Source organism: Spirosoma fluviale (assembly GCF_900230225.1).
GTDB classification, from domain to species: domain Bacteria; phylum Bacteroidota; class Bacteroidia; order Cytophagales; family Spirosomataceae; genus Spirosoma; species Spirosoma fluviale.
Genome location: NZ_OCNH01000003.1, coordinates 880243 through 896214, shown reverse-complemented (window position 1 = coordinate 896214; position 15972 = coordinate 880243). Strand labels below are relative to the sequence as shown.

Annotated in this window: 9 protein-coding genes; 6 read left to right on the top strand and 3 right to left on the bottom strand. The window is 51.5% G+C overall.

Annotated features, from left to right (window positions below; all coding sequences use genetic code 11):
* Positions 1-157 precede the first annotated feature (157 nt).
* From CRO74_RS19735 to CRO74_RS19720, 4 genes are all read left to right on the top strand, one after another.
* Positions 158-3190: a SusC/RagA family TonB-linked outer membrane protein gene (locus CRO74_RS19735; protein ID WP_097128129.1), complete on the top strand. Its 3033-nt coding sequence runs from the start codon at positions 158-160 to the stop codon at positions 3188-3190.
* Positions 3191-3201: 11 nt separating this feature from the next.
* Positions 3202-4764 carry a SusD/RagB family nutrient-binding outer membrane lipoprotein gene (locus CRO74_RS19730; RefSeq protein ID WP_097128127.1) on the top strand — a complete coding sequence of 521 codons (1563 nt, stop codon included), beginning with the start codon at positions 3202-3204 and terminating at the stop codon, positions 4762-4764.
* A 121-nt stretch (positions 4765-4885) separates the two neighbouring features.
* Positions 4886-8344: a VCBS repeat-containing protein gene (locus CRO74_RS19725; protein ID WP_097128125.1), complete on the top strand. Its 3459-nt coding sequence runs from the start codon at positions 4886-4888 to the stop codon at positions 8342-8344.
* A gap of 146 nt (positions 8345-8490) precedes the next feature.
* Positions 8491-9099 (top strand): RNA polymerase sigma factor, encoded by a 609-nt coding sequence (locus CRO74_RS19720; RefSeq protein ID WP_097128701.1) that lies wholly within the window; start codon positions 8491-8493, stop codon positions 9097-9099.
* A gap of 121 nt (positions 9100-9220) precedes the next feature.
* Here the strand turns inward: CRO74_RS19720 and CRO74_RS19715 are convergent, their stop codons facing one another.
* Positions 9221-10138: an SMP-30/gluconolactonase/LRE family protein gene (locus CRO74_RS19715; protein ID WP_218840231.1), complete on the bottom strand. Its 918-nt coding sequence runs from the start codon at positions 10136-10138 to the stop codon at positions 9221-9223.
* Positions 10139-10681: 543 nt separating this feature from the next.
* Here CRO74_RS19715 and CRO74_RS19710 point away from each other — a divergent pair.
* Both CRO74_RS19710 and CRO74_RS19705 read left to right on the top strand, forming a co-directional pair.
* Positions 10682-13786, top strand: coding sequence for a sensor histidine kinase (locus CRO74_RS19710; protein WP_097128123.1), 3105 nt, complete (start codon positions 10682-10684; stop codon positions 13784-13786).
* 87 nt (positions 13787-13873) lie between these two features.
* Positions 13874-14542: a hypothetical protein gene (locus tag CRO74_RS19705; protein WP_097128122.1), complete on the top strand. Its 669-nt coding sequence runs from the start codon at positions 13874-13876 to the stop codon at positions 14540-14542.
* Between the two features lie 16 nt (positions 14543-14558).
* On the opposite strand, the gene CRO74_RS19700 is transcribed toward CRO74_RS19705, so the two are convergent.
* Both CRO74_RS19700 and CRO74_RS19695 read right to left on the bottom strand, forming a co-directional pair.
* Complete coding sequence (locus CRO74_RS19700; RefSeq protein ID WP_097128120.1) at positions 14559-14903, bottom strand: hypothetical protein; 345 nt, start codon at positions 14901-14903, stop codon at positions 14559-14561.
* A gap of 56 nt (positions 14904-14959) precedes the next feature.
* Positions 14960-15889, bottom strand: a complete 930-nt coding sequence (locus CRO74_RS19695) for an SDR family NAD(P)-dependent oxidoreductase (RefSeq protein ID WP_245877915.1) — start codon at positions 15887-15889, stop codon at positions 14960-14962.
* Positions 15890-15972: the final 83 nt, after the last annotated feature.

The window sequence follows — 15972 nt, the reverse complement described above, 5'->3', positions numbered from 1 at the left end:
CAGTAACAAGCCTTAGCTTAATACAATAATTGCCAAACAGAAATAAGGCATATATATTTTTGTGTAACTGAATATTATGGGCAAAAAATGTGCATTTTGCTAGTCGATGTAAATCGTCATTTGCTAAGTATTTTAACTTAATTTTTTACTACTTACTATGCTTAAACACATACTTTATTGTATTATGATGGTGCTTGTTGCCGCCGGGCCGCTTTGGGCTCAGGACCGGCAGCTTTCCGGCACTGTTCGCGACGACCGAGGGCAGGGCCTGCCCGGCGTGAACGTCCAGCTAAAGGGCTCTACACGCGGTACGACAACAGCGGCCGATGGTACATTCCGGCTTGGTGTTTCGGGAAGTGGCACACTTGTTTTCTCGTCTATCGGGTTTACCTCGCAGGAGTCAACTTTCAGTGCCGGAACCAGTCAGGTAACTATACAACTCGTAACCGATGACCGGCTACTGAACGAAGTGGTGGTAACGGCGCTGGGTATTGAGAAGAGTGCCAAAACGCTCACTTACGCAGCCCAGCAGATTGACGGCGCTAAACTGACGCAGGTCCGCGATGCGAACTTCGTTAATACGCTGTCCGGTAAAATTGCCGGTTTGCAGGTGGTGCAGGGCGCGGGTGGCGTAGGTAGTGCCGCCCGGGTTACACTGCGCGGCAACCGCTCGCTTAACGGCACCAACAACGCCCTGATTGTGGTCGATGGCGTGGTTTTCGACAACTCGAACGGTGGTCAGGTAAGCTCCGATTTCGGGGGATACAATGGCTCTGATGGAGCGGCTAATATCAACCCGGATGATATCGAGAGCGTCAACGTGCTGAAAGGTGCAGCCGGTTCGGTATTGTACGGCTCGCGGGCTGCCAACGGCGTAATGATCATTACGACCAAGCGCGGTAAGGCGGGACGGATATCAGTAGACGTAAACTCGGGCGTGGTAAGTGAATCACCGATGCTGCTGCCCGAATTCCAAAATACGTACACCCAGGGTGCCGGTGGCAAATCGAATACTACGGCCAGTGGCAGCTGGGGCGCGGCCGGAAAGACCTACCCGAATAACGTGCGTGATTTTTTCCGCAATGGCGTATCGACCAATAACTCCATCGGGGTATCGGGCGGTACCGAAAAAATGCAGACCTATTTCTCCTATACCCACAACTACAACCAGGGACTCATTCCTAACAACAACCTGACCCGGCATACCTTTAACCTTCGGGTAAGCAACCAGATCAGCAAGCGGTTCTCGACCGAAGGAAAGATTACCTACGTGTTGCAGGACATTGGTAACAAAATCAAGGTAGGTGAAGAGAGCGGTATCGTGATGAACATCTACAAGATTCCCCGCAGCGTCGACCTCGAATCCATCAAGACCTACGAAACCACCGATGGTGTGCCAACGTACTGGACCTCGTCGTCGATTTACATGAATCCCTACTGGACCATCAACCGGACCATCAACAGCGAGAAGCGTAATCGGATCACCCTCCTCGGTCAGGCCAATTACAAACTGACCGACTGGCTGACACTGACGGGCCGCATCAGCGTGGATAAGTATTTCGACCGTAACCTGCGGAGTTTCTACAACCGGACATTGCTTTTTGCGGGTAATGGCGGTACGTATTCGGCCTTCGATACCGAAAACCTCGAACAGAACATCGACCTCTTTGCGCAGGGTAACAACCAGATCACCAAAGACATTAAGGTGAACTATACCGTGGGCGCTCAGTTATCGAAGCGGTTCAACCAAACCATTGGTGCTACCGCCAACGGCTTGCAGATCCCGAATAAATTTGACCTCGGCTTTGCCCGTGCCTTACAGCCCATTTCGGGCCTGTCGCAACGGCAGGTTAACGGCGCCTTTGCGAGTGCGACTTTCTCGTTGCGCGACTACCTGATTCTGGACCTTACGGCCCGTAATGACTGGTCGAGCACGCTACCCGCCCCGCATTCCTACTTTTATCCATCGGTTGGCGTAACGGCCATCCTGTCGGATATGATGAAACTGCCCGACGTGATTAGCTTTGCCAAAGTTCGGGCGGCTTACACCCGGGTTGGTAACGATGCCTCGCCTTACCTGCTTCAGCAAACCTATTCATTCGCGCAGGGCGGCACCAACGGATTTATCCAGCGCGATGCCACCCAGGCTATTCCTGATCTGAAGCCTGAGTTGACCAACTCGCTCGAATTGGGTCTTGACTGGCGTTTTGTCCAGAATCGCTTCGGCATCGACCTGACGTACTACAAAACCAACACGATCAACCAGCTGCTTACCTTAGGGCTGGCACCGGCATCGGGTTTCTCGGCCCAGTACGTCAACTCGGGTAACATCGAAAACCACGGAATCGAAATGGCGCTGACGGGTAAGATCCTTTCCGGACGTGCCCTGACCTGGGACATGACCCTGAACTTCTCGCGGAACGTGAACAAAATCATCAGCCTGCACCCCGACATTAAAAAAGCGGCTCTGGCGGGTGGTTTTGGCCGTACATCATCGCCGGTCGTTGCTGAAGGCGGCTCGTATGGCGATATTGAAACCCAACGCTGGTCGACGGATGCACAGGGCCGGTATATTGTCGATGCCAATGGCAAGCCGGTTGTTACCACAGGGCAGGTTGCCGTGGGTAACTTCAACCCAAAGTTCATGATGGGCTTCCAGAACTCGTTCTCGTACAAAGGCTTCACACTCGGGGTGCTCTTCGACGGTCGGTTTGGCGGTGTAATCACGTCGGGTTCCGAGGCTAACCTGGCCTTCGATGGCAACGCGGCCTACACAACCGCTTTCCGCGAAGGTGGCTGGGTGCTGCCGGGTGTTACGGCCGCCGGCGAAACCAATACCAAAGCCATCAACGCCGAAACGTTCTGGACAACGGTATCGGGTGGCCGGTATTCGTGGGGTGAGTTCTTTACCTACGATGCCACCAACGTTCGGATGCGTGAGTTAACGCTGGGTTATAACTTCAACCTGCCGGGCAATTTCTTCGTGAAACGGGCTCGTCTGACGGCCGTTGCCCGGAACCTGTTCTTCCTCTACCGTGGCAAGGCTATTCTTGATCTGCCCGGTGTGCCAACACGCCAGCTGTCTTTCGATCCCGATATCAGCCTGGGAGCGGGTAATTTCCAGGGTGTCGAGTATGGTAACGTACCAGCCTCGCGCTCAGTAGGTGTTAATCTACAACTATCGTTCTAATAACATCAACCATGAATAAAAGACTAAAATATACATTCTTAGGCAGCCTGACCCTGGCGTCGATGGTTGGTCTGACGGCCTGTACGGAAAAGTTCGAGGAAATAAATACCGACAAGACCAAACTCGTTACGCTGACCAGCGCTGAGCTACCCTACTTATTTTCGAAAGCCCAGTCGGCCTCGTCGTATGCAGGTGGTACCTATCAGATTGCTCAAAATCTGTTCGCCGATTTATACAGCCAGTATTTTGCTACGTCGGCTACGTATTTTCCATCTGACCGGAACGTAATCCGTTTCGACTGGCTACAGGGTGGCTGGACATCCATTTATACCCAAACTGTGCCTCAGTTACGGTCGCTGGAAGCCGGTTATGCGACCGGTACCGCCGAGCGTGCGCTGACGGATATCTGGTGGGTATACAGCTTTCACCGCCTGACCGACTATTACGGACCGATTCCGTACTTCGATGCGGGTAAGCCCGCCCGTTCGGTGAAATACGACGCACAGGATAAAATCTACGAAGATTTCTTCAAGAAACTCGACGCAGCTACGACGGTACTGAAAGGCAAAACGGCCGAAAAACCTTTCGGAACGTTCGATTTGCTGTATGCCGGTGATGTGAACAAGTGGATCAAGTTTGCCAACACCCTGCGGCTTCGGTTAGCCCTGCGGGTATCGGCGGTTAGTCCTGCTGTGGCAAAAGCCCAGGCCGAAGCGGCTGTAGCCGGTGGCGTTATGGAAGTTGTAGCCGACGATGCGCTGATGGTAAAAAGCGAACCGGCCAACGATTTCAACGGTCTGTCGCGTATTGCGGTCTGGAATGAATTCAGAATGAGTGCGTCGATGGAATCGGTACTGAAGGGCTACCAGGACCCCCGGGCTACGGTGTTCTTCCAGCCTACGGCGGCCGGTACGGTCGAAGGCTTACGGAATGGTCTGACCCCGGCTCAGCTGGGTGATCCGCTCAACTCCAACGATGCCACCTCGAACGTTGGCAAACGCTGGGTATCGGGTGGCGGTGCGGCCTGGACCTCCATTGGCTCCACTCCGCAGAACATTATGCACACCGCCGAAGCCTACTTCCTGCGGGCAGAGGGTGCCCTTAACGGCTGGAGCATGAACGGAACGGCCAAAGATTTTTACGAGAAAGGCATCGCGGCTTCCATGAACCAGTGGGGTATTACGGACGCTGCGGCTATCGCAGCTTATGTTGGTTCAGACAAAACACCCATTGCGCCGGGCGATGGCCTTCAGTCACCGGCCATGTCCAAAACCCCCATCAAGTGGGCCACTACGCCGGATATGCAGCGCGAACAGGTTGGTACGCAGAAATGGCTGGCCCTGTATCCCGACGGTATCGAAGCGTGGTCTGAGTTTCGCCGGACAAAGTACCCGACGCTGTACCCGGTTGCCAACAACGAGAATGCTGATTTGCCGACTGGCCAGCGCCCTCGCCGGATTCCGTTCCTGCTGTTGGAGCGAAACACGAACCTCGAAGCGGTGAACGCAGCCGAAAGTCTGTTGGGTGGAGCCGACAAAGTTAGTACGCCACTTTGGTGGGATAAGAACAAATAGATTTTCCTGAACCGCACTAGCGGGTCGCAACCGGAATACAAAGAGTAGCCTGAAAAGACAAACAACTGTTCGCTGTCGATTTCAGGTTATTCTTTGTATTTCTGTGTTTAAATTCATGTCCATGAACCGGTTCCTGTATTGCTCTCTGCTTTTTTTTGCCGTAGCCTGTACCAAAAAAGACACGCTGTTTGAGAAACACACATCGTCTCAAACCAATATAACCTTTGCCAACACGCTCAGTGAATCGCCGGAGTTTAACGTGCTCAAATACGGGTATTTTTACAATGGCGGGGGCGTTGCCGCTGCCGATTTTAATAATGACGGATTAGTCGATCTGTACTTCACCGGCAATCTGAAAGCCAATAAACTGTACCTGAACAAAGGCAAATTCACCTTCGACGACATCACCGAAAAAGCCGGAGTAGCCGCTGCCGATGGCTGGAACACCGGCGTTTCCGTTGTGGACATCAATGCCGATGGCTGGCTCGACATTTACGTATGCCGCTCGGCCGCTTCGGATGTTCGACTACGCCGTAATCTACTCTTTATCAACAACAAAGATTTGACCTTTACCGAGAAAGCCGCCGACTATGGTCTCGACGACCCGGCGTATTCAACTCAGGCCGCCTTCTTCGACTACGATCGGGATGGCGATCTGGACTGCTTTCTCCTCAACCACTCGGTGCAGGAGTTTGCGGGGTTCAGCCGCATGATCAGCGATTTCAAGCAACAGGCCAACTCCAATTACTCCAGTAAACTTTACCAGAATCAGAACGGAAAATTTGTGGATGTGTCGGCTTCGGCGGGTATGGTATCCAATGTGCTGAGCTTCGGGCTGGCCGTGGCCGTAACCGATTTCAACAACGACGGCTGGCTCGATTTCTACGTCTCGAACGACTACAACGAAAACGATTATCTCTACATCAACCAGCAAAACGGCCGGTTCAACGAAGTCGTACGGGATGCCATGGGCCATACATCACTGTACTCCATGGGCTCCGATGCCGCCGATGTAAACAACGATGGGCGGATGGACCTGCTCACACTCGACATGCTCCCCGAACGCAACGAGCGCATCAAACTAACCTCCGGCGACGATAACTACGACAAATACACGCAGCTGCTCCGGTCGGGTTTCCACCACCAAACCATGCGCAACATGCTCCAGTTGAACGTGGGAGCAGAGGGCGGAGGGCGGAGGGCAGAGGGCAGAGGGCAGAGGGCAGGGGGCAAAGGGTTGACAAAGGCAAATGAGCGATTGGGAGTTAATTCCCCTACCCCTCTGCCCTATGCCCCAAGCCCTATGCCCCCTGCCCCTACCCCCCTTTTCAGCGAAATCGGGCAGTTGGCAGGCATTTCCAATACAGACTGGAGTTGGGCGGGTCTGTTTGCCGATTTCGATAACGATGGCTGGAAGGACCTGTTCATAACCAACGGCTACGCCCGCGATTACACGAACATGGAGTTTTTGAAGTTCACGATGGATGAGCAGTTGAAAGCCCGCCAAACCGGCAAGCTAGCAACCTCACTGGACCCGATGGCCGTAATCGCGAAAATGCCGACCATCAACGAACCCAACTTCGTCTACCGAAATCAGGCTGGCGATCCGCAGTCCGGGGTTCCGGCCGGTCAATTGACGTTTGCGAACGAAACCAAAACCTGGGGTCTGGACGAGCCAACGCAATCGAACGGGGCGGTTTATGCCGATCTGGATAACGACGGCGACCTCGACCTGGTCATCAACAACGTGAACGCCGAAGCGGGTATTTACGAGAACCTTACGAATGAAAAAGAATCGAACCATTACCTGAGCCTTCAGTTGAAAAGCCCAAACCCGGCGCAGTTAATGGGTACTCGGGCCACGCTCTGGGCGGGTGGTCGTATGCAGGTGCAGGAGTTCATGCCCGTGCGGGGCTTTCAGTCGGCCATGTACGGCCCGCTGCTCTTTGGGCTGGGAAAGGCCACGGCGGCTGACTCTATCCTGATTCGTTGGGCCGATGGAAAAACCCAGTTCACAAACCTGAAACAGACGGGCCAACCGGGTGCGGGTTTCGTAACGATCACGTACGCGCCAACCCCCGAACGTCCGCAATCTATTCCGCCCAAACCCTATTGGCAAGCCACCGATGGACTGCCCTGGACGCACCAGCAGGAAGTCGCCAATGACTTTAAGATTCAGCCGTTGCTACCTTATATGCTCTCGCCCACTGGCCCGTGTTTTGCCGTTGGTGATGCGAATGGCGATGGTCGCGACGACCTATTTGCGGGCGGTGGTCGCGGGCAGGGCGGCCAATTGTTCCTTTCGGGCACAAGTGGATTTTCGCCCATGCCCCAACCGGCGCTACTCACCGACCGCGCCTGTGCCGATGCCGGAGCGGACTGGCTCGATGTAGATGGCGACAAAGACCTCGATTTGGTGGTTAGCAGCGCGGGTTATGAACTAGCCGCCGATGATCCCCGCCTACAGGTTCGGCTATACCTGAACGACGGCAAAGGTCACCTGACCAAAACGAATTTCCCGAATGTGCGGGTGAGTGCGTCCTGCGTTCGCTCGGCGGATGTAGATGGCGACGGTGACCGTGACCTGTTCGTTGGGGCGCGGGTGGTGCCGGGCCGCTACCCCGAAACGCCCGTTAGCCACTTACTGCTCAATGATGGCAAAGGCCACTTTACCGACAAACCGAGTCCCATTCTGGCGCAACTGGGTATGGTTACCGATGCCGCCTTTGTGGACCTGGTTCCCGATGGAGGCCAGCCCGAATTGATTGTGGCTACCGACTTTGGACCGGTGCAGGCATTTTCCTGCCAGGGAGGAAAATTGTTGCCGCTCAAAAATCTGTTACCCTCAACAACGGGTTGCTGGAATCGGCTGCTGGTGCAAGACCTCAACAACGATGGCAAGCCAGATATTATCGCGGCCAACGCCGGACTCAATAGCCAGCTACAGGCCACAGCCGACCGGCCCTTGACGCTTTATAGCATCAAAAACACAGCGGGGTCCTTGCTGCCGGTTTTGGCGGGTTACGACCGTAATAATCCAGCCGATAAACAACTGTACCCGTTCAACGCCCGGGATGAAATACTCGATCAGGTGGTGAGTTTACGCCGGAAATTCACCGATTACACAAGTTATTCGAAGGCCACCATCGCCGATTTGTTTGAGCCGGATGAACTGAAACGAGCGCAAAAACTCGAAGCGGCCAGCTTGCAGAGCGGTGTCTTTATGAATGGTGGCGGTAAAACCCCTTCGTTTACCTGGCAACCGCTCCCCATCGAAGCGCAGATGGCTCCGGTCTATGCACTGGCAGCCGTGGATGTCAATCACGATGGCTTACCGGATTTGCTGGTTGGTGGCAACCGCGAGTACAACCGGGTTCGGTTGGGCAAGGACGACGCCAACCGGGGGCAGTTGTTTTTGAATCAGGGCAAAGGGCATTTTGCTTATGTGCCAATGGCTGCATCGGGCTTGGTCTGGGATGGCGATGTACGTGATTTTGCAACGGTGAACGTTGCCGGGCGTACTGATTTACTGGTGGGTGCATCGGGCCAATCGGTTCGTGGCTTTACGCTGGCGAGGTGAGTGAAGGTCCAGGTTTACATAATTATCTTTCGACAATCTATCAGAAAATGCATGATTGATTGCTGACTTCGCGATTCGTCCGTTTATAATTTATGTTTTCCTGAATTTTACCGTTATTTTACCTTTTGATAAAAAAACAGGGTATTTTGGATCAGCGACATCATATTATCGAAGAGAACGAATACTTACTGGAACTCTGGCATAAAGCACAAGCCGGAGACAAGGGAGCTTTTTGCCAGTTGGCCGAACGGCAATACCGCTCCCTGTTTGCTTACGCAACTAACTTCACGGATGACCGTGACTTCATAAAAGATTCCATTCAGGAAATTTTTATTCGAATCTGGGAGAAACGAACGACAACCACGATTCAGTACGTCTCCATTTACCTCTTTAAATCCTTACGAAATCAGTTATTGCAGGAGTTTCGCCGGAGTAAACCCGTCCGTTCGTCGTTGAACAGTCTGGAAGTGAATGAACTATCTGATTGGCAGACTGTCGAGACACAGATTGAACAGGTAGAAGCTGACTCGGAAAGCCAGTATAAAGTTCGCCAGGCGATCAATACGTTACCCAAACGCCAGCAGGAAGTCGTTTTTCTCAAGTTTTATAACGGACTGGAAAACGATCAGATTGCGGCTTTAATGGAAATCAACCGCCAATCGGTGGCCAACCTGCTTTACAAAGCACTGGGAACGCTCAAAAGCCAGATGGTTTTTTACCAATTCTGGCTTTTGGCAAGTTTTATGGCTTTGTAAAGCAGATTGGCTGTAGTACCGCCTAAAAGCTACCGTTTTTGATAAAAATTTAAATAGCTTCATCGTTTAATAAAGGTCGACACTGGTTGTCTGCAGACACCTTTGACCTCATTCAAGTAGGCTACTTCTGCCGCATCACCCATTCCTGTCCCGGCGTATCGACCCGGAATGTTTCCAGGTTGCCTTTGTCCTGCAAGGTTATGTAGGCCGTACGACCGTCTTTGCCGCCAAACGCGATGTTGGTGGGTTTCTGACCAATCAGCTTGATTTCCTGAAGCAGTTTCCCGGCGGGCGACAGTTTCGCCACAGTGCCTTTGCCGTACCGAACAATGTACAGGTTGCCTTTCGCATCGCAGCGCATTCCATCCATACCAAAGTCAGGAAATTCGATCAGCAGCCGTTTGTTGCTAACCTGTCCCGCCTTCGACAGATCATACGCCCACACTTTCCGTTGCGCCGACTCGTTGACATACAACGTTTTATTATCTGGACTAACCTCAATACCATTGGTGGTACCCATGTTGGCTTCGAGCAGTGTCACTTTTCCGTCGGTGTCGATGCGCCAGATGTTGCCGGTGTTTTCTTTCCAGTTCGGGTCGCTGGCGTAGAGCCGATCCCGGCTGTCGATGGCAACATCGTTGGGCTGGTTCATGCGGGCCTCATTGGCAAAAACGCTCACCTTTTTTGTGCCCATCGCCACCTTCAAAATGTTGTGTTTCGGGTAATCGGCAATGAACATGTCGCCCCGTTTGTTAAAGCGAATCCCATTGCCAATGCTCCCTTCCGGCAACTCGACAAACACACTCGCCTGTCCGTCTGGTGTTACCTGCCCAATGGTACCCTGCTTCCCGAAATTGACCGCGTAGAGCATCCCGGTCTTATCAACAGCCGGGCCTTCGACTCCCGACGTGAATCCATTTTCCGGGGTGAACACGCGCGATGTAAATACATCGTCAAGGGGCATATGGCTGGCAGACAAGGCCATAAATCCGACACTCAGCAAGGCAAAGGCACTGATGCGGGGCAAATGGAGTGACATAACGTGGTTTGTGGTTGAAAACGGTTTAAAATCGGGCTGAAGCCAAAAGTAAGGAAAATAAAAGGCGCACCGAAGAATAGCCGTTGCCTAATTCGGTTTGATAAGCACTAACAAGTCTGCTTGAATAGGAAGAGAATAGCCGGGCAATCAGAGAAATATAAAAAGAATTTCATTTGAAATAATTAAAAATTAGTGTAGCTATATCTACTTGTTAAATTAATTTATTTATGATTTTTAACTTTTAAACATAAAAATAACATATTAGTACGCTTAAAAATAAAAATAGTACATAATCAACCAGATAGTACTTACTTTTTAGTAAATACTAACTTACCTTTGTCTAGCTATGTGATACAAAATCCATGTTTATGTTATTTATTCATCAAACCAAAACTACCAAGTGCAAAAAAGCACTGTAGTCAATTTGTCGTAAGGAAAAAGGTAACTAATGTCTGGAAGTATCACTAAGCAAGAACTTGCTCACACAATCTGCACAAACTAACCTCCCGAATCCTTTCTCTTTCTTACAGGCTTTGCCTATTTATGAAAAAACTTATACAGCTTTGGTTTGATAGTTCGATAGAAGGAGCCGCTATTCTTAAACCTGTTCGCAGTCGTCGTGATAAAACGACTATGTTTCAGTATCTGCTGGGCAACCGGCGCTTTGCCCAGCTACTAGCCCCCCCGGAAAACTTGTCAGAGACCATTACTGAGTCTTTATTGTCTTTCATCGATTATAACATATTAACCCCTCAACTACAGGGCGTTCTGCAAACAGGTATGCCCTGGCAGGGCCATTGTTACCAAAAGACGCATAAACGATGGGTGTCGCTAACGATCATCCGGCTATCAAAGCGGCTTGTTCTAAATCTGAGACAAGCCACTTTTCCGGAAGATGATACGCAAAAAAATTCCCTGCTTGAAAGCAACCAATTGTTGCAGACCGTTTTCAATTCCAGTCCGGTTGGGCTAGCGCTCTTGCGTCCTGTATACCAGGATGGTCACATTACCGATTTCCATTACCTGATCAGCAACCCCCGCAACGCCCTTATTACCGGATTCAGTCAGGAGGAGATGCTGACAAATTCGGTACTGAAGCTGTTTCCCGATTTAGCAGCCAATGGAATGTTTACTAAACTGGTTGAGGTAGCCACCACGGGCGAAGCGCAATACTTTCAGCTACAGGCCGACTTGAAGACAGTTCTCTCTTGGGGTGACTTTTCGCTGTTACGGGTAGGCAACGACGTCCTGTTAACGGTACAGGACATCACTCGCCAGAAACAGACCGAAGAGGATCTTCGGCAAACAAACCTAACCCTGGAGCAACGGGTGGCCAATCGCACGGCCGATGTGCGCCAGCTGTCGGCCATTCAGCAGGCCATTATTACCCATGCCGGCCTGGGCATTATAGCCACCGATAAACAGGGCATTATCAAGCTGGTCAATCCGGCCCTGGAAACACTAACCGGCTACAGCGCTGACGAACTGGTGGACAAAGGAACACCCAGCATGTTACGACAGCCGACGGTCAATAAGCAGCAGATTGATCAGCTAAGGCCATTCATCGACGATCCGTCCTTGCCGGATGATGAGGTCGTGATGGCCTACGTTACCAAACATAAATTTTTACGTCGGGAAAATCTGATACAGACTAAAACGGGGCAGCTGATGACCGTGCTCTCGACGATTAGTCTCCTGTACGATGAACAGGATACCGTACAGGGATTTATCAATGTCGTTACCGACATCAGCGCGTTAAAAACAATTGAAGAAACGCTGCTCAAGGCTCAACAGCGGAATAAACTGGCCCTCAAGGCTGGAAAGCTGGGGCTTTGGGAATGGGATTTACTCACGGACAAAATAACGCTGGATGATCCGTTTTATGCCTATTATAATCTACCCAAAAACTGTTTTGAGTATCTTGATGAAGCAATACCCCTGGTTCACCAGGACGATTTACCCTATGTAAGCCAGGCGATTCAGGCCATCAAGCAGGGACAGGATACGCTCAACCTCAATTTGCGTATCTATTTACCGTTTACCCGAACAACCCACTTCCTGCAAATTGACGGACTTCTCTATCAAAGTCCCTGTGGAACGGTCAGGGAGATGATTGGTGTCGTTGTGGATAAAACAAGTGAACGCCAGGCAGAGTATGCCCTCAAAGTAAGTGAACGCCGGTACCGTTTGCTGGTCGACAACCTGAAAGAAGCCGTTTTCCAGACCGACGCAGCGGGATTATGGATTTACCTCAACCCCGCCTGGGAGGAGATAACCGGCTTCAGCATTCAGGAGTCAATAGGTACACTCTTCCTGAATTATGTGCTGCCCGCAGATCGTGCCCGTAATCAACAACTGTTCGAGCCGCTCATAACCCGTGAAAAAACGTACTGCCGACATGAGATTCGTTACATCCATAAAACAGGCGGGTATCGCTGGATACTGGTCTTCGCCCAGATAACGACCGATGAAGCCGGTGAAATTACCGGCACAACGGGTACGCTGACGGATATTACGGAGCAGAGACAAGCCGAAGCGGCCCTGCGGGAAAGCGAACAGCGATTCCGGGAAATCGCCGAAAATGTCGACGAGATCTTTTGGTCACGGAACCTGAAAGCTCCCTGGGAACTCTACTTAAACCCAACCTTTGAAGCATTAACCGGACTGACGGTAAAGGATTTTGAAAAAGACCCGGAGGTTATGTTAAGGCATATTGTGGCAGAAGACATACCGGCGGCTGAGCAATCTTTTCAAAGCCTGGAACCCATGACGGTCTTAAAATTTCGGATTATCGACTCAACCGGCAGCATTCGGTGGATGAATACCCGCCTGTTTACTATACTGGACGAAGAGGGTACGCCGGTACGCCGAGTTGGGGTGGCTACCGATATTACCTCCGTCATTGAGAAAGAGCAGCTTCTGGAGGAGTCACTGGAAAAAGAACGGGCGCTCAATGCGTTAAAATCCCAATTTATTGCAACAGCTTCCCATCAGTTCCGAACACCCCTTACCGCTATTCTTTCCAGCGTCGATCTTATTCAATACTACACTGGCCTGAACAGTAACTCTTCAGGTAGCAGCCTGGTGAAGAAACAGGCCGACCGGATTTACCATCAGATCATGTCGTTGGAAGAACTCATTGCCGATACACTAATGCTCAGCAAACTGGATGAAGGGAAAGTTCAGGTTGACTTGAAAGCAGCCGACCTGGTGGCCCTCGCGAACGAAATAATTACCTTTTCGTTTGGAAACCGGGAGGATGGGCGGTTGGTAGACCTGACCGTTACGGGCCAGCCGGTTTCGGTTCAGGTGGATAAAAAACTAATGGGTCATGTACTCTCAAACCTGCTATCGAATGCGTTTAAATTTTCGAGTACGAACCCGCGTGTTCAGCTTCATTTCACGACGCAGTCGGTGACTATTGCCGTACATGACGAGGGGATTGGCATCCCCTCTAAAGACCTACCCTATTTATTTGGTAAATTCTTCCGGGCCAGCAACGCGCACCAAATCAACGGAACGGGTCTGGGACTGGCTATCTGTCAGGAGTATGTTCGGTTGCAGAAGGGCGTAATTGACGTCGACAGTCAGGAGGGAGCAGGGACAACCTTTACGATTAGTCTGGCGCTCGGCCAGCGGAACACTTAGCCGCAACCAACAAGCTTTCTACTTAACTTTACGTATACTGCCAGCGTTAACGAACAAATATCAACTATCCATCGACTGCACCTGACAATGAAGCGCCTACTCACCTCCCTGCTTGTTTTCGGATTGACATTGACGAGCCTGTACGCGCAGGAGATCCCAACCGCAAAAGCCAGCCGATTTGGGTTTGGTGTATTTGCGGGACTGAGTTACACTTATCCCCGCATAACGACCCGATTCCCGGATCATTTCAACCCGCATAGTGATCTGATCACCGGTGTCGACCTCCGCTATCAGTTAACCCGCCTGGGTTCGCTGCACGTGCAACCGTCCTGGACGCAGGTTCGGAACGTCAAACCTGCCTCGTACTGGTCATTACCCATCTTCAGCCTGTCTACTGTCAAAATTCCGGTGGTCTATCGGCATTACGTCCTGCCCAGCGGCAAACTGCTGTTTCTGGAGGCTGGCGTAAGCTATAACCATATTGCCAGCAGCACCTACAAAGAGCAACAGATAGTTTACTGCATTGTCGCCCCTTGTCCGGTCTTTTACAGTGGCAATCTGGCCCCGGTAACCCGGTCGGCGGTGAGTGCGCTGGCGGGTATTGGCGTTACCATCGACATACAGAAAGTAAGTATTCCCGTCACGCTACGCTACGAACGCTACGCGAGTGACTTCTTATTCCCAACAGCGTTCGAAACTGGGTCTACGCCAGTGAAGTTCGAGGGCTTTGCCATTACGACGGGCGTTAATTTTTGAAGAATAAATTACCTGGCTAGTCGTCAAGCAAGGTCTGTTTATCACTCAGATTCCGGGCGATTTGACTGCATCCACCCGATGACGTATCCAGAAGAGAACTGCTGCAAATGCGTGAGCCATCACAACGATAAATAGTAACATACGGTCCGGCGAAACAACGCCCGCAGTTGTAAACAGCATAAACGGTTTGATTCTGGTAGGTGCCCTGCACAATACTTGTCCCGAGGCCTTTGACGCCAGTGCTTGCCACCTGCTGTAGCCAGGGTAAGTCGGTGAGGGGATCATTCACCCCACACCGATTGGGAATGGCCTGATCCTGACGACAGGAACCAAGCAACAAAAGGAGAAACAGCCATTTCATATCTGTGGTCTTTACCCCACCAGACCCGAAATACCGGACAGGCGTTGTAAGGGGCCTCAATACGTAGCCCGGCCACCAGATAGATCAAAAATGAACCCGGTGTTAAAACTGGCTTCTTCCGATAAGATCCAGGCCGCCAGCGAGGCCACTTCCTCCACCGTTCCCAGCCGCTTCATGGGTATTTTGGCCAGCATATACGCCATTTGTTCCGGGGCCGTGTCTTCGTTCAGCGGTGTTTTGATGACCGCCGGAGCGATTCCATTGACGGTGATACCCGTTTCGGCATACTCTTTCCCCACGCCTTTGACCAACCCGATAACGCCCGCCTTCATGGACGAATACCCCGCCATAAACGGGTTGCCTTCTTTCCCGGCGATGGACGCCATGTGCAGGATTCGCCCGTAATTACGCGGCTCCATGGCCTTGATGGCGTATTTCGTCATCAGGAACGCCCCGCGTAAGTTGATGCGGTAAATCCGGTCGTAGTCGGCCACCGAATAGTCCGTAATTTTTGTGCTCGTCAAGCCCACAATCCCCGCCGAATTAACCATAATATCCAGCCGACCGTAGGTTTGAACGACCTGATCGATGGCTGCAATGACCAACGCTTCGTCCGAAATATCGACGGGCTGACCGCTAACAGCTAGCCCCATTTCTATGAATTCCGACACGGTACGATCAAGCGATGCGGTATTGATGTCGAACAAAACAACCGTAGCACCCTCCGACGCAATTCGTTTGGCAATTCCTTTTCCGATGCCATCGGCACCGCCGGTAATAATGGCAACCTGTTCCGTAAATCGACTTATCATGCAGTAACTATATTCTCCAAGTGAAACAATGTAGGCTTTAAACCAGAAAGTGATCCGTATATACTGTTTTGGTGTAGTGCCGACCGCCGATGCGTCGGACCGCCCGGTCGGTTGTGAAGTAACTTGCATCTCGCCCGACCGGGCGGCATCGGCGGTCGGCACTACAAAACTCAAATTGTGAAATTTATAGAACAAGTTGTAGTATTTATGCTACTGAAAAAGCTTTACTGAAAACTACTTGACTGATCACATTGGGG